The organism is Parvibaculum sp. (assembly GCF_045863935.1).
Lineage (GTDB): Bacteria > Pseudomonadota > Alphaproteobacteria > Parvibaculales > Parvibaculaceae > Parvibaculum.
Genome location: NZ_BTVP01000018.1, coordinates 48,234 through 74,384 on the forward strand (window position 1 = coordinate 48,234; position 26,151 = coordinate 74,384).

A 26,151-nucleotide genomic window follows, 5' to 3' on the forward strand; every position below is an offset into this window, starting at 1 on the left:
ACCTCACGGCCGCGCGAGCGGCAGGCGGTATTGTTCCACCGTCTCCGCCGCAAGCGGCAATGCATCGGGTCCGAAGTCCGACACCCCTTCTTCTCCGCCGCCGGGGCGGGGCAACGGGATGGGTGCGCCGGGCGCTAGCTGCGGCACAGTTTCCGCTTCCGCCGCCGGAACGAGAGACGTTTCCCCTGCCTCGCGTTCGGCCGCGGCTTCCGGTTCCCGCGCGTTTTCGTGAACATCCGGCTCCGCGTCGGCCCCTGCAAGCTCGCGCATGATTGCGTCCGCCCGCCGCCAGCGCAGGATGAGCGGTGAGCCGAGCGCACTCACGTCTGCACAGCGCGCGGCGCCCGTCTCCCCGCGATCGCAAAGCACGGTCGCCCGGATGAGTTCGAGCTGGAACTGCGAGCGCCGCAGGAACTCCGAAAAGAGCCCGCCCTTCTTTGCCCGTTCGACGACGCGGAGATAGGATTCGCAATCCGTCTGCTGACGCTCCTGCAATTCGGCAAGCCGCCGCGCGGCGATGGAGCCCTCCTCCGGCGCCGCTTCGCAGATCCGCCACATGAGTTCCGCCGTCGCATGATCGTAAAGCAGGATGAGCGCGCGCTGACGCTCCGGCAGTCCCGCGTAAAGCCGCGCCGTGTCACGAGGCGACCAGCCGCGAAACCCGTCGATGAAAGCGAGAATGTCGACAGGCTCCTCCGGCGCGACCTTGTAGCGCGGACTTGCCTCTTCCGTGACGGTCGGGCGCACGCCGCGCTTCAGGAAGGAATATTCGCTCGCCCGTCCGAGATCGGGTTCGCCTTCAGCCGTCGCCGGAATGAAAAGAAGCTGCAGACCGAGCGGACGCTCCTCGATATGGAAGAAGGCGTCGCGCTGCCCGCCTCTCGCGCTGAGCGCACCTTGCGCGGTTCCCGACTGGGCATCCTCGCGCTCCCCGTTGAGCGTGTAGACAGCGCCGCCCTGCAAACTCAGGCTGCCGACCACCCGCCGCTCGATCTGCGACAGCGTAAGCGACATGCCGGCCGCGTCGCCGATGCCGTCATACCCGCCACTGAAGGTCGCCGCGCGAAGCGAATGCGGAAAGACGATAGTGGCCATGCCAAGCAAAAGCAGCGCGGACAAAGCCCGCACTGCTTCCATCATGTCGAATGCCGCATATCGCGCAGCCAGCCCCCGCATCATCCGTCTTGCTTTCTCCGGCCCCGGAGAGGCGGCGGATTACCTGCCTTTGAAGTCAGGCTGCCGCTTCTCCACATAGGCCATCATGCCCTCTTTTATGTCTTCCGTCCGCATCAGCGGCAGAAGCTGCAGATAGACATGATGCACATGCTCGGGGAAAGGCTCGTTAAGCCCCATGCGCATCATGCGTTTTGCCGCGCGAACGGCAAGCGGCGCATTGGCCGCGATCTCTGCCGCGAGCGCGCGGGCGCGCGGCATCAGTTCCTCATCGGCGACAACTTCGGATGCGAGCCCCCAGGCAACGCTTTCGTCGGCGGAGAGCGTGCGGCCGGTAAAGATCAGTTCCGCCGCTTTCGACCAGCCGATAAGCCTTGGCAGATACCACGTGCCGCCCGATTCGGGCAGCAGGCCGCGCTTGCAGAAGGCGGCCGCAAGCTTGGCCGACTTGCCCATGATGCGGATATCGCAGCCGAGCGCCGTGTCCATGCCGTAACCGGCAGCGCCGCCGTTCACGGCGCAGATGATCGGCGTCTCCATTTCCTGGAGCACCGTCGGCGGCGTGTTCTTGAGGTCGATGCTGGTCGATGTGACGCCGCCGCTCGAGCCGATCGAGAGCCCGGCTCCTTGCGTCTGGGCACGAAGATCGAGACCCGCGCAGAAGGCGCGCCCCGCACCCGTCAGGATCACGCAGCGCACCTCCGGGTCGGCATCCGCTTCCTGCAACCGCTTGGTGAGCTGGTTCAGCATCGGACCGGAAATCGTGTTCATGCGATCGGGCGCATTGAGCGTGATCGTCGCGATACGATCGGCGACTTCGTAGAGAACTTCCTGTGCATCCTGCTGCACGGCCTTGGCCTGGCTCATTTGATCCTCCCTGGCGGAACGGCGTTTTGTGTTTATGCGGTTGGCCGGACTTTAGCCGATAAAATCAGCCGCAAGTAGCCTCCCCGCCCTCTCCGAACCAGGGGTGGCGGACAAAGTCCCCCTCCCCGATCCCGAGACGTCGCGTCAGCCCGCCTTTCACCTCGAGAACACCGTTCACGGGCACGCCCGATTCATGGACATCCAGCGTTTCCGGCACGGTCATTTCGGCAATCCGGGCGATCCGCCCGTCCGCCTCTATGAAAATCATGTCGAGGGGGATGAGCGTATTCATCATCCAGAAATGCGCGGGCGTGCACGCGGGATAGAAGAAGAGCATGCCGCTGTCTTCGGCAAGCTCCTCCCGGTACATGAGGCCCCTTCGCTGCTCGTCCGGCGTCAGCGCGAGTTCGACGGCAAAGCGGTGCACGGCGCCATCTTGCGTCTCGATAACGGCTTCACGCTCGTCGGCTTGAGCACAGGCCCCGAAAAGAAAAAGCAGCGCAAGCGAAGCGGACGCAAACAGCCTTCGCATCAGTCGAGCCGCTTCATCTCGCGCGCATAGCGCTGCCAGTTGTGGACATAGTGATCGGCCGAAAGCCGCAGCGCCTCGGCGGTTTCCTTGTCGAGCGTGCGGATGACCTTGCCGGGCGAGCCGAGCACCATGGAATAGTCCGGTATCTCCTTGTTCTCGGAGATCAGCGTGTTCGCGCCGATAAGGCAGCCCTTCCCGATCTTCGTATTGTTGAGCACGATGCTGCCGATGCCGACAAGGCTCCCCTCGCCGATCGTGCAGCCATGCAGCATCACCATATGGCCGATGGTCACGTTCGCGCCGATGGTGAGCGGCGAACCGGGATCGGTATGCAGCACCGAACCGTCCTGCACGTTGGAATTCTCGCCGATGGTGATGAGTTCGTTGTCGCCGCGCAGCACCGCGCCAAACCAGACGCTCGCGTTCTTCTCGAGCTTCACATTGCCCATGACTTCCGCATTGGGCGCGATCCAGTATTCGCCTTCTGCGGGCAGGATCGGCTTCTTGTCGCCAAGGGCATAAACGGGCATCTCGAATTCCTCCTCGAACAGGTCGCTTTTGCCGGACTATGGCACGGGTCGCGCGGCGATACGAGACTTGCGGAAGCCACCGGAAACAGGCTGTCATCGCTCCGTCAAACCCGCTGCATAGGCTGGCGGCGGCAACAAGGGGAGTGGCGGCAAATGGCGGGACGGAAATCCTTCGGCGAGGAACTCGAAGCGGCGGACGACGCGCCGGTGCCGCGCGAGACGTCGCCCTCCCTTGCCACTCTCTGGGAGCGCCGCCTCGCCCGGCGCGATGTCTTGCGCGGGTTCGGCAAGGCCGCATTGCTCGCCAGCGTCTCGCCCGCCGTCCTCTCGCTCGCCGCCTGCGACGACGCTCCGCAAGCGCGGCCCGATGCCATTTTCGGCTTCGAGGAAGTGCCGGGCGGCATCGACGAGACGCACCACATCGCCGCCGACCACGATGCGGACATATTGATCCGCTGGGGCGACCCCGTCGCGAAGGACATGCCTGCCTTCGACGTGAATGACCAGAGCGCCAGCTCGCAGCTCGCCCGCTTCGGCTACAACAACGACTTTATCGGCTTTGTACCCCTCCCCTACGGTTCGGGTGCCAGCGACCGCGGCCTTCTCTGCATCCACCACGAATACACGAACGACAACCTGATGTACCCGGACTACCCGGCCGACGATCCGCGCACCTTCTACACGCGCGAGATCGTGGAAATTTCCATGGCCGCGCATGGCGGCACGATTGTCGAGGTCGCGCGCGGCGAAGACGGCCGCTGGCGGACGGTGACGGACAGTTCCTATAACCGCCGCATCACCCCGCTCTCCACCGCCATGGCGATATCCGGCCCCGCTGCCGGCCATGACCGCATGAAGACGAACGAAGATCCCTCCGGAACCGTGGTCATGGGCACCTTCAACAATTGCGCTGGCGGCATCACGCCCTGGGGCACATGGCTCATGTCGGAAGAAAACATCAACTTCTATTTCGTCGGCGAGAACGCGGATGAGCGCGAAGCCGCGAACCACACCCGCATGGGCGTTCCCGGCAGCCGCTCCTATCCCTGGGGCTATTTCCACAAGCGCTTCGACCTGTCGCGCGAACCGCACGAGCCGAACCGCTATGGATGGGTCGTCGAGGTCGATCCGCTCGATCCCAACTCGACGCCGGTGAAGCGAACCGCCCTCGGCCGCTTCAAGCATGAAGGCTGCGAAAACGCCCGGACGGCGGATGGCCGTCTCGCAATCTATATGGGCGACGACCAGGCCTTCGAGTATCTCTACAAATTCGTGACCGCCGCGAAAGTCTCCGGCGATCGCGCGGCAAACATGTCGCTTCTGGACGAGGGCACGCTTTATGTCGCCCGCTTCGAGGAAGACGGCAGCGGCACATGGATGCCGCTTGTTCACGGCGAGAACGGCCTCGACGAGACAAACGGATTCTCCTCGCAGGCCGACGTCATGATCGAGACGCGACGTGCGGCCGATATCCTCGGCGCCACGCCGCTCGACCGCCCCGAAGACGTCGAACCGAACGAGGCGACGGGCCGCGTCTATGTCGCGCTCACCAACTCGAAGGAGCGCGAGCAGACCGACGCCGTGAACCCGCGTGCCCGCAATCTCTGGGGACAGATCGTCGAACTCACACCGGCAGGCGGCGATCACGGCGCAACCGCGTTCGCATGGACCATGCTCGTGAAATGCGGCGATCCGCGCTTTCCCGCCGTCGGTGCGGAATGGAACCCTGACCTGGGCAGCGACCAATGGTTCGCCTGCCCCGACAACATGGCGGTCGACCCCTCCGGCCGTCTCTGGGTCGCGACCGATCAGGGCTCGGGCTGGAACGCGGCATCGGGCGCCGCCGACGGGCTTTACGCCCTCGCCACAACGGGCGACAAGCGCGGCATCGCGCGGCGCATCTTCCGTGCCCCCGTCGGTGCGGAGGTCTGCGGCCCCTGCTTCACGCCGGACGGCACGACGCTCTTCCTCGCCGTGCAGCATCCGGGAGCCGACGGCACGAAAGACTTCAAGGGCTTCGAACGCAGCTCCACCTTCGCCGATCCGGCGACGCGCTGGCCCGATTTCGAGCCCGGCATGCCGCCGCGTCCCTCCGTTCTCGCCATCACGGCGAAGAAAGGCGGCCCCGTCGGCGGCTGACGCGGGTTGCGCCTCGCGTCCCGATGCCCCAATCTCGGTTTGCGGCACCGTTGAAGGTCGGCTGGGCCAAAGCCGTCCGCACTGCGAGAGGGGCGTTTCCCGCATGCGTTTTCTGGTCAGTCTCGTCGTCTTCCTGCTCGTCCTCCCCCTCGCCTTCATGGCGGCCTATGAGCGGGGATTACTCGACGAATACGTGCCGGAGGATGCTCTCCCGGCCGAACCCTTCATCAAGGCGGAACTTTCGGAGGCGACGAGCGGACCGGATTTGAGCCGCCGCATAAACGGCGCGCTCGACGAAAACGCCTATGACGACGCGGTGATGTATGCCGAAATCGCGGCATGGGCGGAGATGCCGCTCGACCCCGATACGCAAATGCGTCTCGACGCCGAAAATGCCTTCGCGCGCAGCGTGACCCGCAACACGAGCAGCTTCGTCACCGGTTTCGTCACCGGCGAAGGCGGCGACACGCCGGCCTTCATGGGCGCCATGGCGTCCGACCTGACCGTGGTCGGCGATGTCCGCGACATTGGCAGCGAAGGCGGGAAGCTCGTGCGCGGCGAGGAATATTCGCAAATGATCCTCGGCCTTTCCGTCGTCGGCCTTGCCGCGACCACGGCCACCGTCGCAACGGGCGGCGGCGGCCTTCCCGCGCGCATCGGCGTCTCGATCCTCAAGGTCGCGAAGAAAGCCGGAACGGTAACCGCCGGTTTCACGCGCGATATCGTCCGTGTCCTTCAGGAGGCAGTGAATTTCGACAAGCTCGGCACCACGCTGCGCGCCGTCGACCTCTCCGACACCGCGGCGACCCGCCGCGCCATCGCCGATTATGCCGGCGGCGTATCGATGGCGAAGGTGACGCCCATCCTTGGCGATGTGGCGGCGCTCGAACGCGCGGCAGGGCCCGCCGAAACGGTGCGCCTGATGAAATATGTGGACAACACGGACGATCTTGCCCGCATCGGCAAGATGAGCGGAACGCTCGGCACGAAAACGCGCGGCGTCATCGAGATCACCGGCAAGACGGGCCTGCGCGCCTTCAAGACGGCATGGAACCTGGTGCTGATCGCACTTGGATGGATTTGGGCAATCGTGGGCGGCATCGGCGCTCTTTTTGCGACCGCGCTCGGCCGCCGCGTCATGCGCCGCCGAAGCGCTTGACCGCTCAGGCCGCGAGCATCACGCCGAGAAGAAAGAGACCCGAGAGGAAGCTCCACATCGTCGCGATGCAGCCCGAAAGCAGCATCCAGAAGGGAGGCCTGTTCTCGAAGACCTGCGCGCGCAGCGCGTTGCGCAGGATCACGGTGGGTCCGGCGAAGATCAGCGTGAAAACGCCGATCATTTGCCACATCATCGTTTCCGAATGGAGCTGAAAGCTCGGCGGCTTGTTGGTGACGAGCCGGTAGAAACTGCTGGTAAGTCCCGCCGCGACGAAGCCTGTCGCGATCGAAAAGAAGAAAGCCGAGATTTCGTTCATTTGCCCCGCCACATGTATCGTACTCATTCGGCCCGGCGCGCCTGCCCGGCGCCCGTGTCGATCCCCGCGATGATTTGATTGGCCACCTCGGCGAGACGCATCTGCGCCGCTGCGACCGCGAATTCCGGAATGACCTGCTGATCGAGCAGCCGGACGAGCTCGGGATCGCCGAGCGCCCGCATCAGCTCTTCGCCCGGCGCGCCCTCTGCCTTCGCCGCGATTTCCGCCAGCAGCGGAGAGCGGTCGCCCAGCGCCACTTCCCTTTCGCCGATACGGCAGGAAGCGAAATCCGCCTCGCAGGAAACCTGCGGCAGGGCGAAGGCCCCGCCATCCCCGTCGAGGGGCATGTGCCCCCCGAAGGCGAAGAAGGCGCCTGCGATCATCAGCGATTTGAAAACGAACCTGGTCATGCCGCCTTGTCCGCAAGCGGCATACCAGCGCCGGCCGCGCCCCCGCACGCGCCAGCCGTAATTTGAAATGATCTTTTAATTTCAGCGGGTTATAAGGATAAAGGCAGGGATCGGCCTCTCCGGTCCGAGGGCCATTGCAAGGGCCGCCCGTGCCGGTTTGCGCCGGGCGCTGTATCGATACGGAACAACCGCACCAGACCGGCTGGGAGTGAGAAAGTGGCGCGACGCAATCGATCGGACGACGAACTGGTCAGGGAGCGGCCCGCCTGGATCATCCCGCTCCTCGTGCTCGTCGGTGTGCTGATCTTCTCCGGCGCCTTCCTCTATTACTATTTCGGGCCAACTCCCGCCGAGATTCTCGGACAGGACCCGCGCGCCAGCGCTGCCGAAGCGAAGATCGAGGTCATTGTCGGCAACACCCGCTTCCTGATCCCCGAGCACTACACGCGCTATCCGAGCCAGCGCGCCGGCGGGCGTCAGCAGGCAATGGACATGCACGCCCTGCTGCCCGATCTCGCGCCCTGGTCGCCGGACAGGCAGGATGAGTTCAGCGACAACTCGCTGCGCTCCGAGGTCGTCTATTTCTCGCTGCGGGAAAAGGCGGCGCCGCTCAATTCGGCGCGGCGCTTCAAGACCATCTACTCGAAATATCTCTCGGCAAGCGAGCCGCAGCCGGGTCCTGACGGGCTCGAGCTTTACACGTTCAACGAAAAATCGGGATACGCCGGACAGGATCTTCTGGTTGGCAAGGATGCGGAGGATCGCATGACGCTCCTCCTCTGCGACCGCAGAAGCGCGCTGGTCGAAAGCCCCAATTGCTCGCGCTCGCTTCTTCTCGGGCCGAACCTCGAACTCGACTATCGCTACAAGCGCGAACACCTCGACGACTGGCGCGCGATAGACGACGCGGTCACCTCACTCGTCCGCAACATGGAATCGGTCGAGCCGGTGGACGACCTTCAGGGGCCGATACTGGATTGAGGTTGAGGCCCGGCCTCAGGACGCCAGATCGATATCGAGGATCGCCATGTTGAAGGCGTAGGAAACCTCGCCCTCATCGACATCCTTGAAAATCACGCCGATGAACTCATCGCCGATATTCACCTCGGCAGAGTCATCCTTCTGCGGGCGTTGGCGCACCACGATCGACGGCAGCTCGAATTTCCGGCGCAGATAGGCCTCGAGGCGCTGAATTTCGGTCTTGTCCAAGAAGCTCTCCCATCGACGCTGGATTCCGGGTGGATAGGCGGCCCGATGGCCACCGCACCGAGGTTGTAACCATTTGACGCGGCCGGTGCAAACCCGGGAGCCTTGGCGCTTGGTCCCCACTGCCCTGCGGCGCTTGGTCCAATGTGCGGCTTTCCCGCCCTGTGCAACCCTTTCTGCAGGGTGAGGGAGAAACAGGCAGAGGAACAGGCGCAATGTCGCGACGCGCCCGGAAATTACTCATATTCGTAGCGATCGCGTTGACGGCGGCGGCGCTCATCAGCCTCGCGCAATCGCGTTTTCCGCCGGCCCCGGGCGAGGCCGGCGAACAGCGCGCCCTCCTCGCCCCGGCCCCGCGTTAGGGCCAACGGTCTAGCGCGTCGTATAGCCGCCATCGACGACGACTTCCGATCCCGTCATGAAGCTCGCCTCGTCGCTCGCGAGGAAAAGAACGGCATTGGCGATCTCGTCCGCAATGCCGAGCCGGCCCACGGGATGCAGCATGATGAGAAGCTCGCGCATCTCGTTCGGCCCCACCGATTGTCCCTGCACCACGCCGCGATTCAGCGCGTCGCGCACCAGCGGCGTGTCGATATAGCCCGGATGCACCGAGTTCACGCGGATGTTGTATCCCGCTTCCGCGCATTCGAGCGCCGCCGACTTCGTCAGCAATCGCACGCCGCCCTTCGCCGCATTGTAGTCGCTGGCATTGGGTTGCCCGACAAGTCCGAGGATCGATGAAATATTGATGATGGAGCCGCCCGCGCCGCCTTTCGACGTGTATTTCTTGATCGTACGGATGCCGTGTTTGCAGCCGAGAAACACGCTGTCGAGGTCCACCGCAATGGTGTGTCTCCACGAGGCGAGCGTCTTCTCCTCAATGGGCCCGCCTTCCGGCGCGATACCCGCATTGTTGACGACGACGTGCAGTCCGCCGAAGCGGCTCTCGGCATGTTGCGCCACGGCCTCCCATTCCGCCTCGTTCACCACATCGTGCTTGATGAACGTGGCTTCGCCGCCATCATTCGCAATGGCGTCGGCAACCGCCTGCCCCCCCGCCTCGTCGAGATCGCTGCAAACGACTTTCGCGCCTTCCCGCGCCAGCGCTTTCGCCGTCGCCGCGCCGATACCTTTTGCCGCGCCCGTAACAATTGCGACCTTCCCCTGCATCCGACCCATTTTCTGTCATCTCCCTTGTCGTTATGATTTGTTTTGACGCCATCTTGCCGTGCCGGATGTCCTGCGCAAAGCGCGAAAGCGCCCATCCTCATGCTATAGGTGTCCCAGCAAGCCTGCCCCACCCCGAAAAACGGGGACAACAACGAACCGGAGAAGAAATGGCCGTCGCCCTGCTGATTACCTTCGAAACCTCGCAAGCCGACCACATCGTGACGCAGCTCCGCGCCTACAAGGAACGCGAGTTCGACCGCAACCCGCCCAGGGGCTTCATCTCCTCGAGCATTTCCGAGGACGGCGGCAAGGTGATCTTCCGCAGCGAATGGCAAGACGACGACGCGCTGGAGAACACGCGCGACAGCGCACCCTTCGAAGCCTGTCTCGACCTCTGCGACATCTACGCGGACGATCGGAACGACAAAAAAATCGAGATCTGACCCGCATGTCCCATCCCCCTTCCTGGTACGCCGCAACGGCAAACGACAAAACGCCCCCCTCGCCTCTGGCGGGCGATGCGCAAGCCGATGTCTGCATCGTCGGCGCGGGCTATACCGGCCTCTCCGCGGCGCTGCATCTCGCCGAACGCGGATACTCGGTCATCGTGCTCGAAGCCGAACGCGTCGGCTGGGGCGCGTCGGGCCGCAATGGCGGTCAGCTCGGTCTCGGTCAGCGCAAGGACCAGCGCTCGCTTGAGGAGGCGCTGGGCAAGAAATGGGCGCGGCGGCTCTGGGACCTCGGCCTCGAAAGCAACGCGCTGGTGAAGGACCTCATCGCGCGCCACAACATCGTTTGCGATCTGAAACCGGGCCTCATCCATGCGGGCTGGAAGCGCGGCGATGCGAAATGGTTGAAGGAGGAGGTGGAGCACCTCGCCGGCAACTACGGCTACACGAAGATGCGCTATGTCGAACGCGATGAGTTGCGGGAGATGGTCGCGACCGACTGCTATCACGGCGGCATCCTCGAAGAAGAAGGCGCCCATCTCCATCCGCTGAACTACGCGCTCGGCCTTGCCCGCGCGGCCCGCGAGAAGGGCGTGCGCATCCACGAACAATCGCCCGTCATCGAAGTGACGCGGACCGATCCCGCCACCGTCCGCACGGCCCGCGGCACGGTGCGCGCGAAACACGTCGTCCTCGCCTGCAACGGTTATCTCGGCAAGCTCGAGCCGCGCGTCGCCGGCACCATCATGCCGATCAACAATTTCATCGTCGCGACGGAGCCTCTGGGTGAACGCGCCCGCGAACTCATCCGCGACGACGCCTGCGTGCAGGACACCAAATTCGTCATCGACTACTACCGCCTCTCAGGAGATGGACGTCTGCTCTTCGGCGGCGGCGAAAGCTATTCGCCGAAATTCCCGTCCGACATCGCCGCCTTCGTGCGAAAGCCCATGCTCCGCGTCTTCCCGCAATTGAAGGATGTGCGCATCGACTATGCCTGGGGCGGCACACTCGCGATCACCATGACGCGCCTGCCGAATTTCGGCCGCCTCGCGCCCAATATCGTCTTCGCGCATGGCTATTCGGGCCAGGGCATCAACATCGCGACGCTGGGCGGCAAGCTGATTGCGGAAGCCATCGCTGGACAGGCCGAGCGCTTCGACGTCATGGCGAAACTCAAGACGCCGAAATTCCCCGGCGGCACGTGGCTCCGCTATCCCGGCCTCGTCGCTGGAATGATCTTCTATGCGTTGAAGGACAGGCTGCCCTGAGAGGTGTCGTCAGCCTTCGGCGTCGAGGCTGCCCTCTTCGCGAATGATGTGGTCCATCGCATGAGCGGGCTTGTCGCAGCCCGCGCAACCCACGATCTTCGCCGGCACGCCGACAGCCGTGCAATGCGCCGGCACTGCATGCAGCACCACGCTGCCCGCGCCAATGCGGCTGTATTCGCCGACCTCGATATTGCCCAGCACCTTCGCGCCGACCGAAATCAGCACGCCGCGCCGCACCTTCGGGTGGCGGTCGCCCTGCTCCTTGCCCGTGCCGCCAAGCGTCACGTGATGGAGCATCGACACATCGTCTTCCACCACCGCCGTCTCGCCGATCACGATGCCGGTTGCATGGTCGATGAAGACGCCACGGCCGACACGCGCCGCCGGATGGATGTCCACCGCGAAAAGTTCCGAGATGCGGCTCTGCAGATAAAGCGCCATCGCGCGGCGGTCATTGTTCCACAGCCAGTGCGCCACGCGATAAGCCTGCAGCGCGTGGAACCCCTTGAAGTAGAGGATCGGCTGGATATAGGAGTGGCAGGCCGGATCGCGCTCGTAATAGGCGACGATATCCGCCCGCGTCGCCTCGCCGATATCCGGCTGGTCGCGCATCGCCTCGTCGAAGAGTTCGCGAAGCTGCATCGAATGAACCTCGGTATTGCCGAGCTTCTGCGCCAGATGATAGGCGATGGCGTCGTTGAAATTCCGGTGATTGAGGATCGTCGAATAGAGGAAGCTCGCGAGGATCGGCTCGCCCGCCGCCATCTCTCCTGCTTCCGCCCGCACGCGCTCCCACACGGGATCGCAGACGGAGAGCGGCTGGTTCCGTTCGGCTGCCTTCGACATATCCCCGCTCCTTCCCTAGAGCCCGCTCCGGCGCATCTTGCTCGGAGATCGTGGGCCGCATTCGCGGTTTGGCCCCGAGACCGGCACGGGGTCGCCTGAAAAGAGCTTAATACATAGCGCGGCCTCAAGCGAGTTCAATGGGAGAACCCTCTCGGCTTCGGCATCGCACGTGTTAATCTTTCTCAAACGCAAATAACCGGAAGAGGACCAGCCCCATGCCCTTCGCCAAGGCCGGCGATATCGACATCTTCTACGAGCGCGTGGGGTCAGGCCCCCGCCTCCTCTTCATCTCCGGCACCGGCGGCGATCTTCGCCTTCGCCCCAACGTGCTCGACGGCCCCTTCCCGAAGCACTTCGATATGCTGGCCTATGACCAGCGCGGCCTCGGGCAAACGTCCAAGCCCGACGAGCCCTACAGCATGGCGCAATATGCCGAAGACGCCGTGAACCTCATGGCCGCCATCGGCTGGGGCTCGGCGCTGGTGGTCGGCGTCTCCTTCGGCGGCATGGTCGCGCAGGAGCTCGCCATCAATCACCCGCATGTGGTCGAAGGCCTCGTGCTGGCCTGCACCTCGCCAGGCGGCGCGGGTGGTGCCTCCTACCCGCTGCACAAGCTCATGGACATGGGGAACGAGGAGCGCGCGCGCTTCATGATCCCGATTTCCGATACGCGCCACGACGAGGTCTGGGCGAAAGCGAATCCCGAGACCTACGAACAAATCGTCGCCATGGCCGCCGCCGATCCTTACGCGGGCGAAGAGGGCCACGACATGGGCCGCCGCCGCCAGCTCGAGGCCCGCGCGATGCACGACACATGGAACCGCCTCGACCAGATCCGCTGCCCGACCCTCATCTGCGGCGGCAAGTATGACGGCATCGCCCTTCCCGAGACGCAGGAACTCATGGCCTCCCGCATCCGCGGCGCCGAACTCCGCTTCTTCGATGGCGGCCACCTCTTCATGCTGCAGGACCGCACGGCACTGCCCGCCATGATCTCGTTCCTGAAGGGCGAAGAGGCGGGCTAGCCGGCAAACTGTGTTTCGGACGCCCACCCTTGTCCGGCAGTACCGCCCCATGCAAAGATAATGGTGAACATTAAGCCGCGCTTTCAAAGCGGCTAAGGGAGCGAAACATGGGCCGCAAGATCCTCTTCATCACCACCGACCAGATGCGCTTCGACGCCATCGGCGCGAACGGCCAGAAGATCGCGCGGACGCCCGCCATCGACGCCCTCGCCGCCAACGGCATCAACTACACCCGCGCGCATAACCAGAACGTCGTCTGCATGCCCGCCCGCTCGACCATGATCACCGGGCAATATGTCTCGACGCATGGCGTCTGGATGAATGGCGTGCCGCTGCCGGAAGACGCGCCCTCCGTCGCGCAATATCTCCACGACAAGGCGGGCTACAAGACCGCGCTCATCGGCAAGGCGCATTTCGAGCCCTTCATCGATCCGAAGCAGCAATTCTACGAAAGCCAGATGGCGCGCAAGGGCGAGCACGGGCCGCATCGCGGCTTCGACTACATGGAACTCGCGACGCATTCGCCGCTGATCCTTCACTACGCCGAATGGATCAGGAAGAACGATCCGGATGCCTTCGGCTATTTCTATCAAAACCTCAACGAGAAGTTTCAGGTGAACGCGGCCGGCGGCGGCGACACCGGCGCCTGCCAGGTGCATTTCAACCCGGTCTCCCGCGAGCATTATCACACCGACTGGGTGGCCGGCCGCACCGTCGACTGGCTCGCCACCGTCGGCGCGGAGGAAGACTGGTTCTGCTGGATGAGCTTCCCCGATCCGCACCACCCCTGGGATCCTCCGCAATCGGAGCTTCACCGCCATCCCTGGCGCGACACGCCCCTGCCGGAGTTCTATCCGGGCTCGAAGGAGAAGATCGAGAAAGTGCTGGCCGGCAAGCCGCGCCACTGGATGGAATGGTACAAGGGCGAGCGCGTGACGAATTTCGAGGCGCCGCCCGAATTCCGCGCCTGCGACATGACGGCCGACCAGGTGCAGGAGATCAACGCCTTCACTCATGTCGAGAACGAGCTGATCGACGAAGCCGTCGCGAAGGTCATGGCCTATATCGAAAAGCGCGGCTGGGGCGACGATGTCGACATCGTCTTCACCACCGACCACGGCGAATTCCAGGGTGAGTTCGGCCTCCTCTTCAAGGGCCCCTATCACGTCGACGCATTGATGCGCCTGCCGATGATCTGGCGTCCCGCGAAATCCGCGAAAGTCGCGCCCGCAACGGTCGAAAAACCCGTCGGCCAGATCGACCTCGCCCCCACCTTCTGCGAGATCGCGGGCCTCCCCGTGCCCGAATGGATGCAGGGCGCGCCCATGCCGAAATCGGAAATGGAAGCCGAGAAACAGAACCGCCAGCGCGTCTTCACCGAATGGGACTGTCAACATGTCGACGGCACGACGGTGGGGCTGCGCACCATCTACCGCGACGGCTACACCATCACGGCCTATCTGCCGGGCACGATCTATGACGGCACGGAAGGCGAGCTCTACGACCACAATGAAGACCCCGGCCAGCTCCGCAATCTCTGGAACGATCCTTCCTATGCGGCGCTGAAATCCGATCTCCTCGCCGACCTCCGGGACGCCGAACCGCCGCATCGCACCCCGCGCCTCGAATGCGTCGCGCCGGTTTGAGGTAATCCCTTTCTTCGTCATCGCGAGGCCGCGAAGCGGCCGTGGCGATCCAGGGGCCGCTTGTTCAGAGTCCGCCGCCCCTGGATTGCTTCGTCGGCCTGCGGCCTTCTCGCAATGACGGTTGTTTTATCGCCGGTTGCCAGCATCCCGCCCCGCCTGTATCCCAGACAGCAGCGAAACACCTGATCCGGGAACAGCCCCATGTCCATCTCCTCCCCCACCTCGAAAATGATCGCGAAGAAAGACGGCGCGATCGGCTGGATGATCTTCAACAATCTCGAGCGGCTCAACGCCGTCAGCCTCGAAATGTGGCAGGCGGTGCCGGAAATCCTCTCCGCCTTCGAGGCCGACGAGGAAATCCGCGTCATCGTGCTCACCGGCGCAGGCGACCGTGCCTTCGTCGCCGGCGCCGACATTTCGCAATTCGGCGAAAGCCGCTCCTCGGCGGAAGGCATCCTCGCCTATGAGCAGGCGACCGAACGCGCCTTCAACGCCATCGCGGAAACGCGCAAGCCCACCATCGCCATGATCGACGGCTATTGCATCGGCGGCGGCCTCGGCATCGCGCTCTCCTGCGACATGCGCATCGCCGCCGAAGGCTCGACCTTCGGCATCCCGGCCGCAAAGCTCGGCCTCGCTTACGGCGCCGGCGGCACAGGCCGCCTCGTCCATCTCGTCGGGCCTTCCTTTGCCAAGGAGATCTTCTTCACCGCCCGCCGCTTCACCTGCGACGAAGCGCTCGCCATGGGCCTCGTCAATCGCGTGACGACGAAGGAAGCGCTTGAAAATTTCGTCCGCGACTACGCCGCCCTCATCGCCGAGAATGCGCCCCTCACCGTCAACACCGCCAAGCAGGTCGTCGACGAATTCACGAAGGCGCCCGGCAATTTCGACGGCGGCAAATGCGAGGCGCTCATCGCCCGCTGCTTCGCCAGCGACGACTACAAGGAAGGCCGCGCCGCCTTCATGGAAAAAAGAAAGCCGGTTTTCAGGGGAAAATAGGAAAATTTTTCCATTTCTTCTTTCGTCATTGCGAGGAGCGAAGCGACGAAGCAATCCATGGGCCGCAGAGGCAATCCTCGCCGCTATGGATCGCCACGGCCGCTTTCAGCGGCCTCGCAATGACGACGCTTCTCTTTTCTTCGGCGCAGCGGCTAACATGCACTCATAAAAACAATCAAGAACCGAAAACAGGGAGAACATCATGGGACGTCTCGACGGCAAGGTCGCCATCATCACCGGCGGCACAAGCGGCATCGGCCGCGGCACGGTCGATCTTTTCCTCAAGGAAGGCGCGAAGGTCGTCGCCGCCGACCTGCAGGACCACAAGGGTGAGGCGATGGAGCGCGAGCTTGGAGAGAACTTCTCCTATTGCCGCACCAATGTCGCGCATGAGAACGAGATGAAAAACCTCGTCGCCCACACCGTGAAGAAGTTCGGCCGTCTCGACGTCCTCTTCAACAATGCAGGCTATGGCGGCGTCGGCGGCGAACTCGCCGGGATCGACATGAACGGCTTCGACGAAACCGTCGGCGTGCTGCTGAAAGGTGTCGTGCTCGGTTACAAATATGCCGTGCCCCACATGAAGGCGCAGCAGTCCGGCTCGATCATTTCAACCGCCTCCGTCGCCGGTCTCCAGGCGGGCTTCGGTCCCCTTGTCTATTCCGCCTGCAAGGCCGCCGTGCACCACTTCTCGCGCTGCGCCGCGCTCGAACTCGCGCCCCATTTCGTGCGCTCCAACGCGATCTGCCCCGGCGGCATCGCCACCTCCATCTTCGGTTCGGGCCTCGGTCTCGGCACGCAGGTCGCCGACCAGTTCGCCGAGGTGATGAAGACGCATCTTGCGAAGATACAGCCGACGCCGCGCTCGGGGCTCCCGGAAGACATCGCCAATGCGGCCCTCTTCCTCGCCAGCGACGAGTCCACCTTCGTCAACGGCCAGACCATCGCCGTCGACGGCGCGCTTACCGCAGGGCCTATGAACACGCTCGGCAAGCGCATCGATTTCGAAAAGGTGATCTCCGACTTCCTCTCGAGCCTGCCGGAAGACGCGAAGAAACCGGCATAGGGCCGGAACGTACACTAAATCGGTACGCTTCGCTTGAAAAACGTACTAAAATCGTGTACGTTCTGGCATGATAAAGAGCTTTCGCGACAAGCGCACGGCGGCGCTGGCCGAGGGAACAGTCCCCAAAGGCGTCCCCACGGACATTGCGCGCCGGGCGGTTGTGAAGCTCTTCCTGATCGACACGGCCACCCGCATCGAGGATTTGCGTGTTCCTCCCGGCAACGAGCTGGAAAAGTTGAAGGGGGACCGCGCCGGTCAGCACTCGATCAGGGTCAACCGGCAATGGCGTATCTGTTTTGTCTGGCGAGACGGTGACGCTTATGAAACCAACTGGGCGACTATCACAGTTGAGTAAAAGGAGATCGCATGACCCGCAAGATTCCGCTTCCCCATCCGGGCGCCGTCCTCCGGGAGGAATTTCTGGAGCCGATGGGCCTGTCGGTTTATGCGCTGGCAAAGGCGATTGGCGTATCGCGCAGCCGCCTCAATGAAATCTGTAACGGGCGGCAGGGCATCACCGCCAATATTGCACTTCGCCTCGGTCGCTTCTTCGAGGTAGACCCGCAATGGTTCATGAACATGCAGGCGAAATACGACCTGCACGTCGCCTCGAAAAAGCTCACAGGCACGCTCGCGAAGATTGAGCCCCACAGCCAGGCAGCCTGACCCGTGCGGCGAGCGGCGGGGTGCGCCCCGCCGTCACGCCGCCTCGATCGTCACCTTGTTCGGATAGAAGGCCATATAGTCCCTGATGCCCGCGACCTCGACGAACGGGTCTTCGTAGGACCAGACGGCATTGACGATTTCCTCGTCGCCGGTCTTCACGCTCCAGTAATGCGCCTCGCCCTTGAAAGGGCACCAGCTCCGGTTCTCGGTCGGCTTCAAAAGCTCCATCCGCACGTCCCGGCGCGGAATGTAGAAGACCGGCGCATATTCGCCTTCGAAAAGCTCCAGCGCGTCCCGCGTATCGGCGATCGTCTCACCATTCGCCGTCACGCGCACATGCCGCCCCGCTTGCATCACCCGCAGCAGGTGGTTCGGATGGCTCTCATAGCCCGATTTATGCTCTTTTCCGGAAACAAGCGTTCCCATGGCCGCCCTCCTTTCTGTTTCTCGGAAAGAGATGGGTCTCTCGCAAGGATTTGGCAACCTCCCGCGCCTAGCTTAACCATTGGAGATGTATGCCCGGAAGCATTCGCTATGGCCGAACCCTCGGAAATCGAACAAGGAATCGGACCGCAAGGCGCCGTAGAACAAGAACGGCGCCAGTTCCGCCGCATCGCCACGCGGATCGAGGGCCGCATCGTCTTTGCCGGTGTCGATGCGGAATGCCTCGTCCATGAAATGTCCGTCTCCGGCGCCATCGTGGAGGTTCTCCCCCTGCCCGCGCTCGAAACGGAAGTCGCGCTCGACGTGCCGGAAGTCGGCTTTGCCCGCGGCGTCGCGAAGCGTTATCCGGAACCCCATCTCGTTTCGGTCGAGCTCGCCACGCCGCCCGCGCGACGCGACCGCCTGACGGACAAGCTGATCCTCGCTGCCTTCCGTCACCCGCCCCTCCCTGGCTCTGACGATTAGTCGAAACCCGGCGCTCCGCCCGATCTTTAGTTGGGCCTGACGCGCCCACTCGTTAAACTCCCCCGCAAAGTCATCAGGGGAGAAGTCTCATGTCGCAGCTCAAGGACAAGGTCGCCATCGTCACGGGTTCCGCCACGGGCCTCGGCGCCGCCGTCGCGCTGCAGCTTGCGGACAAGGGCTGCAACGTCGTCATCAACTACACGAAGAGCGAAAAGGAAGCGAAGGAAACGCTTGCCGCCTGCGAGACGAAAGGTGTCCAGGCGCTGCTCGCCCAGGGCGACGTGAGCGAGGATGCCGATTGCCGCCGCATCGTGGACGAGACGGTGAAGAAATGGGGCCGCGTCGACGTGCTGGTCAACAATGCGGGCGGCACCAAATTCGCGAACCACGCCGAACTCGACGAGTTGAACGCCGAAGACTTCCTCTGGATCTACAAGGTGAACGTCGTCGGCGCCTATCAGATGATCCGCGCCTGCGCGCCGCACATGAAACAGGCGGGCAAGGGCTCGGTCGTGAACATCTCCTCCATCGCGGGCGTCACGGGCATCGGCTCATCGGTCGCCTATGCGGCATCCAAGGGTGCGCTCAACACCATGACGCTCTCGCTCGCACGCTCACTCGCGCCGAAAATCCGCGTCAACGCCGTCTGCCCCGGCTTCATCGGCACGCGCTGGTTCTCGGACCGCTTCGGCCAGCAGACCTTCGAGGGCATCAAGCGCCAGCAGGAAGAATCGACACCGCTCGCCCGCGCCGGCACGCCCGAAGACATCGCCACCGCCGTCGTCTTCTTCTGCGGCGAAGGCTCGGACCACATCACCGGCGAAACGCTCATCACGGATGCAGGCATGCATCTCGGCTTCGCCCCGCTGACGGCGCGGTAGAAGTTTTCAAAACAACAAACAAAGAACGTCATGGCCCGGCTTGTCCGGGCCATCCACGTCTTTCTTCATTCGAGTCCTTCCGCGAAGACGTGGATGACCCGCATAAAGCGGGTCATGACGAATGTCTTTTCACACTCCGTCATTGCTCATTCCCCCAAAAACCCCAGCACCGCTTCCTTGTACGCCCGGTCCCCCACCGTCTTCATGTGGTCGCGCTTCGGCACCGTGAAGGACTCTCCCCTGGGCATCCGTTCCGCCAGCGGTCCCGGCGCACCCGCCTGCACATCGGCCTCTCCCGCAACGACGAGCACGGGCCGCGTGATGCGCGACAAGCCATCGACGGGAAAAGGCGCACGCACCGCCTCGAAACAGGCGGCGAGTGCCTCCCTGTCCTGCTTGTTCTGGTCGGCGAAAGTCCGAAACAACAGCGCGCCCTTGTCCTCGATGCTTGCCGGATCGTCCGTCAGCAGCGCCTCGATCACGGGGCCTGGATTCCGCTTCGGATCGAGCAGCTTCGCGCCGACGCCCGCTGCGACGATCCTGTCGAAGCGTTCCGGAGCTTCCATCGCCGCGACGAGCGCGACCATCGCCCCCATCGAATAGCCCATGAGGTCGGCCCCCGGTTCTCCCAGATGATCGAGCAGCGCCACGAGATCGCCCGCCATCGCGGAAAGCGTATAGGCATGCGCGTCATGCGGCTTGCCGCTTGCCCCATGCCCGCGCATGTCCGGCATGATGACGCGGTACCCGGCTTGCGTCAGCGTCTTCACCCAGCCTGTCGCAACCCAGTTCACCTCATGCGTCGAGGCAAACCCATGCGCCAGCATCACCGGGCTCCCCTCGCCCGCCACCGCATAGGCAATCCGCACACCGTCATCCGCCTCGAAGAATTCCATGAATTTTCTCTCCAACTCCTCGAAAATACCCACCCGCCCTTGGGGGCGGGTCGAAAATTTCGAGCTTGCGACGAAATTTTCGGGGCGGGGGAAGGCTTCTGCGTAGGTAGAAAATATCGTGGCAACGGTCTACCCTTCTTCAAAACACCGGGAGAAGAGAATGACCGACGCCGCCGCCCTGAAACGCGAAGTCTGCGATGCGATCGACGCCATGTCGGCGGAGCTTCTCGCCGTCAGCCACGAAATCCATTCAAAGCCGGAGCTCGCCTTTCACGAGCACGAGGCGGCGCGCATCCTCACCGCCGCGCTCGACAAGGCCAACCTCCCCGTCACCCGCGCTGCCTTCGGTCTTCCCACCGCCTATGCGTCGAGCTTCGGCACCCGCGGCCCCGAAGTCGCGATCCTCTCCGAATACGACGCCCTTCCGGGTATCGGCCATTCCTGCGGCCACAACATCATCGCGACCACGGGTCTCGGCGCCTCGCTCGCGCTCGCAAAACTGAACGGCAGGCTGCCCGGCCGCGTCCGCTATCTCGGCACACCCGCGGAGGAACAAGGCGGCGGCAAGGAATTGATGGCGCAGGACGGCGCCTTCGACGGCGTCGATGCCGCGATGATGGTCCACCCTGCAGGCGTCGATCTCATCACCATGCCCTGCATCTGCATTTCGGAAGTGTCCGTCACCTATCGCGGCCGCTCGGCCCATGCCTCCGCCATGCCGCATATGGGCTTGAACGCACTCGACGCCCTCATCACCGCCTATCAGGCGATCGCGCAGCTCCGCCAGCACATCAAGCCGACCGAGCGCGTCCACGGCATCATCAAGAAGGGCGGCAGCGCGCCGAACATCGTGCCGGACGAAACCTCCGGCCTCTTCTACGTCCGCGCCGCGAACGCGGAAGACCTCGCGCCGCTGAAAAAGCGCGTCCAGGCCTGCTTCGAGGCGGGCGCGCTTGCCACCGGCTGCACGGCGGAAATCAAATGGGCGAAAGCCGATTATCTCGACCTCAAGACCAGCATGCCGATTGCGGACGCCTATGAGGCGAATGCCCGTTCGCTCGGCCGCGATTTCTTCCCGCTCTCGAAAATGCCGGCGGGCTCCTCCGGCAGCACCGACATGGGCAATGTCAGCCACCGCGTGCCCTCGATCCATCCGATGATCGCGTCGGCGCCGCCTCATGTCGTGATCCACAATCCGGAATTCGCGAAATGGGCCGCCTCCGAGTTGGGCGACAAGGCCTGCCTCGACGGCGCCAGGGCGCTCGCCATGACCGCCATCGACTTCATGACCGACGCGGCCATGCGCGAACAGGCCAAGGCCGATTTCGCCGCCACGGCGGACAGCTCCGCCCGCTCCGTCGCCGCCGCCTACGACCCGAACGGCGCGACGAACATCGGCGGCTGCGGCTGCATGTAGGCACGCGCCCTCGGAAGACACCTTGACGCGACCCTGACCGCGCGCGCACGCTCGCTCAGCCGGTATGGGCCGGTAAGGGGGGGGCGGACAAGATGAAGACGGCTTTTAGAGCAATGACGGTCGCGCTTGCCCTCATCGGCTCGCCCGCGCAAGCGGAGGAACCGCCCGAAAAATCTCTGAGTGAATTTCTCGACGAATGCATGGGCAATCCGGACTATTGCCGCGCCTTTACACACGCATTCATCCCGGTGTTCATAGAAAAATTCTCGTTCAATCCCGACCCGGCCTGCGTGCCTATCGAGCCCTATGAGGCGGCCGACTCCGTGCTCCAATACATGTTCATCCTCGGGGTTGAACCCGAGTGGGCGGAGGGATCGAGCTTGCTTGCTATGGCCGAGGCCGTGCTCGATAGCTATCCCTGCCTGACGGATGAGTGAGTCTCTTCCTCACGGCAGGTTCGGCGGCCGCTTCGCCCGGGCCGCCCCCAAATCGCAGGCTGCCTCATTGCCGCTGCTTGACGCGCCCTGGTTGCAGGCCCACGCTTGCTCAACCAATATGCGCCGGTCTGGGGGACGAGGGAAATGAAGACAGTTTGTGGGGCAATCATTGCCGCGCTCGCATTCTTCGGGTCGCTCGCAATCGCGCATGCGGAGGAACCGGCCGATGAATCGCTGCAGGCGTTCCTCCCCGAATGCGACCTCTATCTCGACGATTGCCGCAACTATACGATCGACTTCATCCAGTCGATGCTGGACATTCAGAGCAATCCAGACCCGGCATGCGTTCCCGCGCCCATCGAGGCCGCCGACATGATCCTCGCTCGCCTGCACGAATACGCGCGCGACCCACTCGAGGCGAAGGAGCCTCACGAAGAGGCCATGACGCGGGCGGTGATCGAGGTCTTTTCCTGCCTGAAGTTCTACTGAGACCTTGCCTCCCGGGAAACGTTCTGGCGCACCTTGACGCGCGCCGGCCGCGCGCGCACGCTCGCTCAACCGGTAGGGGGATGGGAAATGAAGACGGTCTGTGGATCAATCGCCGCCATACTCGCATTCGCCGGCCTGATCGCCAGCGCCCAGGCGGAGGAACCGGCCGAAGACCCGCTGCGGACGTTTCTCCTCGAATGCGACGACTATCCCGACGATTGCCGCGCCTATATGAACGACTTCATCCTGTCGGGCATGAAGCTCTCGAACAATCCCGAGCCGGTCTGCATTCCGCTCGAGCACAACAAGGCGGCCGACATGATGATCGCCCGCCTGAGGGAGCTCGCCCTCGATTCCTGGTGGGCGGAAGAACCCCACGTAAACGCCATGATGCAGGCGATGACCGATGCCTTTCCCTGCCTGACAGACTATTGAAGCCTCGTCCTCACGGCAGGTTCGGCGGGCGCTCCGTCAGTTCCACTTCCTCGACGAAGCGCTCGTCGAGCTTGCGGCGCAGTTCCTCCTGCTCCTTGAGGCCGATGGGGAACTTCATCATGACGAGCGCGACGAGCGCGTTGCAGATCATGGGCGTCGCCACGAAGACGATGGAAAGCCCCGTCAGCGTCGCCTCGGTGTTTTCCCCCTGCTTCGGCACGAAGCCGATCAGCGCCAGCGTCCAGAACACGACGCCCACCGCCACCGCGCCGCCGAGCTTCTGCGTCAGCGTCAGCAACGCATAGAACAGCGCGGTCCGCCGCCGTCCCGTCTCGAACTCGTCGATATCGGCCACATCCGCCATCATCGAGCGGTAAAGCGTCGTCGTCGTGCCGACATTCATCCCCAGGAAAACAAGCACCAGCGACGCGACATACACATTGCCTTCCGGGATCAGGAAGATCACCGGCGGAAAGAGCACGTTGAAAATCCCCGCCGCCACCACCGTGCGGTGCTTGCCGATGCGGTAGCTGAGTTTCAGCACCATCGGAATGAAGGCGATGCCGCCGAAGAAATAGAGCAGCAGCAGGAAGCTCGCGACCGAGCCGATGCCCCAGACATAGCTCGCCTCGTAGATATACATCGAGGCGAGCGCCGCGCCCGCAAAGCCGCTCAGGAAGTCCGCCGCCAGCAGCCGCCGGAGCGGCGCGTTGCGGAAGATCGGTTTCAGCGCCGCCGCAAACGAGATCGGCGCCTGCGGCGTCGCCTTGCGTTCCGGCACGAAGAGAATGTTGAGCCCGACGGCAACCGGCAGCAGCAGCACGATGAACCAGCCCATCGAGGCGACGCGCGCCGTCTCCATGTTCTCCGCGCCTATCCGCTCGATGATCGCCGGGATCAGCAGCACCAGCGGCACGCCGAGAAGCTGGAACGCCTCGCGGAAGCCCTGGATGCGCGAGCGCTCGTTATAGTCGCCGGAAAGTTCCGCCGCCCACGCCATGTGCGAGATGGTGAGCATCGTCCAGCCAACATAGAGGAAGAACATCCAGCCTAGCAGATAGCCCGCCGTCACCGGCGCCGTTGGCACGAACACCATCCAGGCGCAGATGACGAGCATCGGCACCGACAGCACGATCCAGTGCCGCCGCCGTCCCCAGCGCGAGGGAAACTTGTCCGAGATCACCCCCATCATCGGATCGGTGACCACGTCCCAGAGCCGCGCCAGCATGAAGATCGTGCCGACAGTGGCAAGCCCCAGCCCCATCGGCCCCGCATAGAATTGCGGCAGGTAGACACCGATCGGCAGGCCGAGCGCGGCAATGGGAATGGCCGGCCCCGAAAAGGCAGCGAGCCGCCACGAAGACAAACGCTTGTCGGACATTTTCGTCTCTCGTTCCGCCAGATGATGAATGGCTTTATTGGTCCCAGCCGGTCAGGAAATCCATCACCGCGCCCTTGAACATCGGATTGGGCAGCGCGAACATATGGTCCGTACCGGGAATGATTTCCGCCCGCGCATGGGGCATGAGCGCCGCGAGCGCCTGCGGGTCGCCCGCAAGGTCGTCGCGCGCGCCGGCGATCACGAGCGCCTTGTTGCGGACCGCGCCCGCGAGCTCGGCCACACCCTCGCCTGCCTCGGCGCTGCGCCTCGGCGCCCGCGCGCAGGCCGCGATCGCGCGCAGATCCTGGCCGAGATTTTCCGCGTAGAGCCGGAAGGCCCGCGCCGGGCGGTCCTCGACGCTCGAGGGATCGGCGGCTTCGAGCGCCTCGGCCACGGGATTGCCCGCCCGCGAGGGCTCCAGCGCCTTGCCGCCCATGCCCGCCAGCACCACGGAGCCGAAGCGCTCGCCATGCCGCGCCGCCAGCCACAGCGCGATCCCCGCCCCCATGGAAAAGCCCATCAGGTCGGCGCGTTCGATCCCCAGATGATCCATGAGCGCAATCGCGTCCCCGCCCATCTTCGCCGTCGTGTAGTCGGCCGGATCGTGCAGCTTCTGGCTCGCCCCGTGCCCGCGCAGGTCGAACGTCACCACCTTGTAGCGCGCGCGCGTCAGCGCCTGCACCCAGCCCGTGCGCACCCAGTTGTCTTCCGCCGTCGCGGAAAATCCGTGCACCAGCAGGATCGGCTGCCCCTCCCCCGCGACCTCATAGGCGATCTCGACGCCACCGGACGAAAACACCGCCATGCTCAGTCCGCCGCCAGCACGATCTGCAGCGGCCGGCTCTGCACCAGCGCCGAGACCGCCTGGCCGAACGGCACATGGACCGGCGTCGGCGTCGGCCGCTCGCCCACCTGCCAGACCGCGAGCCCGACGGTGACCGGCAGCAGGATCAGCACGAACCATCCCATCGAGGCGACGCGCGCCGCCGCGACATTCTCCGGATTCATCTGCTCGATCATCACCGGCAGCGTCAGCACGAACACCATGCCGAGAATGAGCGCCACTTCCCGCGCGCCCTGCACGCGCGAGCGCTCATTATAGTCCGGCGTCAGCTCCGCCCCCCAGCTCATGTGCGAAATGGTGAGCAGCGTCCAGCCGGCATAAAGCACGAACAGCCAGAAGATGAGATAGTTTGGCGTCACCCCGCCCGCCGGCATGAAGATCATCACCACCGACAGCATCATGATCGGCACGGAAAGCACGATCCAGTGCCGCCGCCGGCCCCAGCGCGTCTCGAACTTGTCGGACAGAATGCCGAGCACCGGGTCCGTGAACACATCCCAGAACCGCGCCAGCATGAAGATCGCGCCGACCGTCGTCAGCCCGATGCCGAACGTGCTCGCATAGAAGGGCGGCAGATGAACGACGAGCGGCAGCCCCATGGCCGAAATCGGCACGGCGGGCACGGCGAACGAAAAAAGCTTCCAGCGCGAAACAGGCGCATGGCCCGGCGAGGCCGCGTTCGGCATTCGGATCTCCTCCCGGATCGCGGCAGGCTCTCCGGCCCGCTCGCCCAGTCCGGCATTTGTTATGTCCGGCATGTTGCCATGTCTGACATTAAGTCAGTTGCGGCGATTATGGCCGATGCCCCCGGCCCGACCAAGCCTTACCGGAACCCCGTCCCTCACAAAATCGTAAGAATGGGATGCGGTTCGCAAAACGCGGACAGTCCTTCGCCTCCCCCTCGCGGGGGTGAGAGGCGGTTCGCGCAAGCGAACGAAAAGGTCCGGGGGCCTGTCCCGGCGCAGGCCGGGAACCTTTTCGAGCCTCGA

31 protein-coding genes are annotated in these 26,151 nt (G+C 64.0%); 17 read left to right on the forward strand and 14 right to left on the reverse strand.

The window, feature by feature from the left end; genetic code table 11:
- Positions 1-3 precede the first annotated feature (3 nt).
- From ACKUUH_RS09505 to ACKUUH_RS09520, 4 genes are all read right to left on the reverse strand, one after another.
- Positions 4-1,179, reverse strand: a complete 1,176-nt coding sequence (locus ACKUUH_RS09505; RefSeq protein ID WP_407949664.1) for a hypothetical protein — start codon at positions 1,177-1,179, stop codon at positions 4-6.
- A gap of 36 nt (positions 1,180-1,215) precedes the next feature.
- Positions 1,216-2,040, reverse strand: a complete 825-nt coding sequence (locus ACKUUH_RS09510) for an enoyl-CoA hydratase/isomerase family protein (RefSeq protein WP_407949665.1) — start codon at positions 2,038-2,040, stop codon at positions 1,216-1,218.
- A 64-nt stretch (positions 2,041-2,104) separates the two neighbouring features.
- Complete coding sequence (locus ACKUUH_RS09515; protein ID WP_407949666.1) at positions 2,105-2,572, reverse strand: DUF192 domain-containing protein; 468 nt, start codon at positions 2,570-2,572, stop codon at positions 2,105-2,107.
- The gene (locus ACKUUH_RS09520) at positions 2,572-3,102 is read right to left on the reverse strand and encodes a gamma carbonic anhydrase family protein (protein ID WP_407949668.1); all 531 of its coding nucleotides are present in this window, start codon (positions 3,100-3,102) and stop codon (positions 2,572-2,574) included. Before ACKUUH_RS09520 ends, ACKUUH_RS09515 begins: the two co-directional genes overlap by 1 nt.
- Positions 3,103-3,255: 153 nt before the next feature.
- Between ACKUUH_RS09520 and ACKUUH_RS09525 the strand changes: the two genes are divergently transcribed.
- Both ACKUUH_RS09525 and ACKUUH_RS09530 read left to right on the forward strand, forming a co-directional pair.
- The gene (locus ACKUUH_RS09525) at positions 3,256-5,241 is read left to right on the forward strand and encodes a PhoX family protein (protein ID WP_407949669.1); all 1,986 of its coding nucleotides are present in this window, start codon (positions 3,256-3,258) and stop codon (positions 5,239-5,241) included.
- Positions 5,242-5,344: 103 nt separating this feature from the next.
- Positions 5,345-6,400 carry a hypothetical protein gene (locus ACKUUH_RS09530; protein ID WP_407949670.1) on the forward strand — a complete coding sequence of 352 codons (1,056 nt, stop codon included), beginning with the start codon at positions 5,345-5,347 and terminating at the stop codon, positions 6,398-6,400.
- 4 nt (positions 6,401-6,404) lie between these two features.
- On the opposite strand, the gene ACKUUH_RS09535 is transcribed toward ACKUUH_RS09530, so the two are convergent.
- Together ACKUUH_RS09535 and ACKUUH_RS09540 are read right to left on the reverse strand one after the other, a co-directional pair.
- The gene (locus tag ACKUUH_RS09535; RefSeq protein ID WP_407949671.1) at positions 6,405-6,743 is read right to left on the reverse strand and encodes a DUF6949 family protein; all 339 of its coding nucleotides are present in this window, start codon (positions 6,741-6,743) and stop codon (positions 6,405-6,407) included.
- Positions 6,740-7,126, reverse strand: a complete 387-nt coding sequence (locus tag ACKUUH_RS09540) for a hypothetical protein (protein WP_407949672.1) — start codon at positions 7,124-7,126, stop codon at positions 6,740-6,742. Before ACKUUH_RS09540 ends, ACKUUH_RS09535 begins: the two co-directional genes overlap by 4 nt.
- 216 nt (positions 7,127-7,342) lie before the next feature.
- On the opposite strand from ACKUUH_RS09540, the gene ACKUUH_RS09545 reads away from it, so the two are divergent.
- Complete coding sequence (locus tag ACKUUH_RS09545) at positions 7,343-8,107, forward strand: hypothetical protein (protein ID WP_407949673.1); 765 nt, start codon at positions 7,343-7,345, stop codon at positions 8,105-8,107.
- 15 nt (positions 8,108-8,122) lie between these two features.
- Here the strand turns inward: ACKUUH_RS09545 and ACKUUH_RS09550 are convergent, their stop codons facing one another.
- Together ACKUUH_RS09550 and ACKUUH_RS09555 are read right to left on the reverse strand one after the other, a co-directional pair.
- The gene (locus ACKUUH_RS09550) at positions 8,123-8,335 is read right to left on the reverse strand and encodes a DUF3126 family protein (RefSeq protein WP_407949674.1); all 213 of its coding nucleotides are present in this window, start codon (positions 8,333-8,335) and stop codon (positions 8,123-8,125) included.
- Positions 8,336-8,704: 369 nt separating this feature from the next.
- The gene (locus ACKUUH_RS09555; RefSeq protein WP_407949676.1) at positions 8,705-9,511 is read right to left on the reverse strand and encodes a glucose 1-dehydrogenase; all 807 of its coding nucleotides are present in this window, start codon (positions 9,509-9,511) and stop codon (positions 8,705-8,707) included.
- 158 nt (positions 9,512-9,669) lie between these two features.
- Here ACKUUH_RS09555 and ACKUUH_RS09560 point away from each other — a divergent pair, with 158 nt between their 5' ends.
- Positions 9,670-9,945: a hypothetical protein gene (locus ACKUUH_RS09560; protein ID WP_407949677.1), complete on the forward strand. Its 276-nt coding sequence runs from the start codon at positions 9,670-9,672 to the stop codon at positions 9,943-9,945.
- Between the two features lie 5 nt (positions 9,946-9,950).
- Positions 9,951-11,222 (forward strand): NAD(P)/FAD-dependent oxidoreductase, encoded by a 1,272-nt coding sequence (locus tag ACKUUH_RS09565; protein ID WP_407949678.1) that lies wholly within the window; start codon positions 9,951-9,953, stop codon positions 11,220-11,222.
- Positions 11,223-11,231: 9 nt separating this feature from the next.
- On the opposite strand, the gene cysE is transcribed toward ACKUUH_RS09565, so the two are convergent.
- Complete coding sequence (gene cysE / locus ACKUUH_RS09570) at positions 11,232-12,068, reverse strand: serine O-acetyltransferase (protein WP_407949679.1); 837 nt, start codon at positions 12,066-12,068, stop codon at positions 11,232-11,234.
- A gap of 215 nt (positions 12,069-12,283) precedes the next feature.
- Between cysE and ACKUUH_RS09575 the strand changes: the two genes are divergently transcribed.
- The 6 genes from ACKUUH_RS09575 to ACKUUH_RS09600 all read left to right on the forward strand — a co-directional run bounded on the left by ACKUUH_RS09575 (position 12,284) and on the right by ACKUUH_RS09600 (position 17,473).
- Positions 12,284-13,093, forward strand: a complete 810-nt coding sequence (locus ACKUUH_RS09575; protein ID WP_407949680.1) for an alpha/beta fold hydrolase — start codon at positions 12,284-12,286, stop codon at positions 13,091-13,093.
- Between the two features lie 107 nt (positions 13,094-13,200).
- Positions 13,201-14,739 (forward strand): sulfatase, encoded by a 1,539-nt coding sequence (locus ACKUUH_RS09580; protein ID WP_407949681.1) that lies wholly within the window; start codon positions 13,201-13,203, stop codon positions 14,737-14,739.
- A 201-nt stretch (positions 14,740-14,940) separates the two neighbouring features.
- A complete protein-coding gene (locus ACKUUH_RS09585; RefSeq protein ID WP_407949682.1) occupies positions 14,941-15,741 on the forward strand; it encodes an enoyl-CoA hydratase in 801 nt (266 codons plus the stop codon).
- A 202-nt stretch (positions 15,742-15,943) separates the two neighbouring features.
- On the forward strand, positions 15,944-16,807 hold the full coding sequence (locus tag ACKUUH_RS09590) for an SDR family NAD(P)-dependent oxidoreductase (RefSeq protein WP_407949683.1): 864 nt from the start codon (positions 15,944-15,946) through the stop codon (positions 16,805-16,807).
- Between the two features lie 67 nt (positions 16,808-16,874).
- Positions 16,875-17,162 (forward strand): type II toxin-antitoxin system RelE/ParE family toxin, encoded by a 288-nt coding sequence (locus ACKUUH_RS09595; protein WP_407949684.1) that lies wholly within the window; start codon positions 16,875-16,877, stop codon positions 17,160-17,162.
- 11 nt (positions 17,163-17,173) lie between these two features.
- On the forward strand, positions 17,174-17,473 hold the full coding sequence (locus ACKUUH_RS09600) for a HigA family addiction module antitoxin (RefSeq protein ID WP_407949685.1): 300 nt from the start codon (positions 17,174-17,176) through the stop codon (positions 17,471-17,473).
- A 33-nt stretch (positions 17,474-17,506) separates the two neighbouring features.
- Here the strand turns inward: ACKUUH_RS09600 and ACKUUH_RS09605 are convergent, their stop codons facing one another.
- Positions 17,507-17,899, reverse strand: coding sequence for a DUF427 domain-containing protein (locus ACKUUH_RS09605; protein WP_407949686.1), 393 nt, complete (start codon positions 17,897-17,899; stop codon positions 17,507-17,509).
- Between the two features lie 108 nt (positions 17,900-18,007).
- Between ACKUUH_RS09605 and ACKUUH_RS09610 the strand changes: the two genes are divergently transcribed.
- Both ACKUUH_RS09610 and ACKUUH_RS09615 read left to right on the forward strand, forming a co-directional pair.
- Positions 18,008-18,382 (forward strand): hypothetical protein, encoded by a 375-nt coding sequence (locus ACKUUH_RS09610; RefSeq protein ID WP_407949687.1) that lies wholly within the window; start codon positions 18,008-18,010, stop codon positions 18,380-18,382.
- 89 nt (positions 18,383-18,471) lie between these two features.
- Positions 18,472-19,263 (forward strand): SDR family NAD(P)-dependent oxidoreductase, encoded by a 792-nt coding sequence (locus ACKUUH_RS09615; protein ID WP_407949688.1) that lies wholly within the window; start codon positions 18,472-18,474, stop codon positions 19,261-19,263.
- A 146-nt stretch (positions 19,264-19,409) separates the two neighbouring features.
- On the opposite strand, the gene ACKUUH_RS09620 is transcribed toward ACKUUH_RS09615, so the two are convergent.
- Positions 19,410-20,159 carry an alpha/beta fold hydrolase gene (locus ACKUUH_RS09620; RefSeq protein ID WP_407949689.1) on the reverse strand — a complete coding sequence of 250 codons (750 nt, stop codon included), beginning with the start codon at positions 20,157-20,159 and terminating at the stop codon, positions 19,410-19,412.
- Positions 20,160-20,319: 160 nt separating this feature from the next.
- Between ACKUUH_RS09620 and ACKUUH_RS09625 the strand changes: the two genes are divergently transcribed.
- From ACKUUH_RS09625 to ACKUUH_RS09640, 4 genes are all read left to right on the forward strand, one after another.
- Positions 20,320-21,576 (forward strand): M20 family metallopeptidase, encoded by a 1,257-nt coding sequence (locus ACKUUH_RS09625; RefSeq protein WP_407949690.1) that lies wholly within the window; start codon positions 20,320-20,322, stop codon positions 21,574-21,576.
- A gap of 92 nt (positions 21,577-21,668) precedes the next feature.
- Positions 21,669-22,013: a hypothetical protein gene (locus ACKUUH_RS09630; RefSeq protein ID WP_407949691.1), complete on the forward strand. Its 345-nt coding sequence runs from the start codon at positions 21,669-21,671 to the stop codon at positions 22,011-22,013.
- 144 nt (positions 22,014-22,157) lie between these two features.
- Positions 22,158-22,502 carry a hypothetical protein gene (locus ACKUUH_RS09635; protein WP_407949692.1) on the forward strand — a complete coding sequence of 115 codons (345 nt, stop codon included), beginning with the start codon at positions 22,158-22,160 and terminating at the stop codon, positions 22,500-22,502.
- A gap of 87 nt (positions 22,503-22,589) precedes the next feature.
- Positions 22,590-22,937, forward strand: a complete 348-nt coding sequence (locus ACKUUH_RS09640; RefSeq protein WP_407949693.1) for a hypothetical protein — start codon at positions 22,590-22,592, stop codon at positions 22,935-22,937.
- A 10-nt stretch (positions 22,938-22,947) separates the two neighbouring features.
- Here ACKUUH_RS09640 and ACKUUH_RS09645 read toward each other — a convergent pair whose 3' ends face one another.
- Genes ACKUUH_RS09645 through ACKUUH_RS09655 form a run of 3 tightly spaced genes read right to left on the reverse strand, consistent with a single transcriptional unit; the run spans position 22,948 to position 25,848 of the window.
- Entirely contained in the window at positions 22,948-24,318 is a 1,371-nt protein-coding gene (locus tag ACKUUH_RS09645) for an MFS transporter (RefSeq protein WP_407949694.1), read from the reverse strand.
- A gap of 34 nt (positions 24,319-24,352) precedes the next feature.
- Positions 24,353-25,123 (reverse strand): alpha/beta fold hydrolase, encoded by a 771-nt coding sequence (locus ACKUUH_RS09650; protein ID WP_407949695.1) that lies wholly within the window; start codon positions 25,121-25,123, stop codon positions 24,353-24,355.
- Between the two features lie 2 nt (positions 25,124-25,125).
- Positions 25,126-25,848 (reverse strand): MFS transporter, encoded by a 723-nt coding sequence (locus tag ACKUUH_RS09655; RefSeq protein WP_407949696.1) that lies wholly within the window; start codon positions 25,846-25,848, stop codon positions 25,126-25,128.
- Between the last annotated feature and the right edge of the window lie 303 nt (positions 25,849-26,151).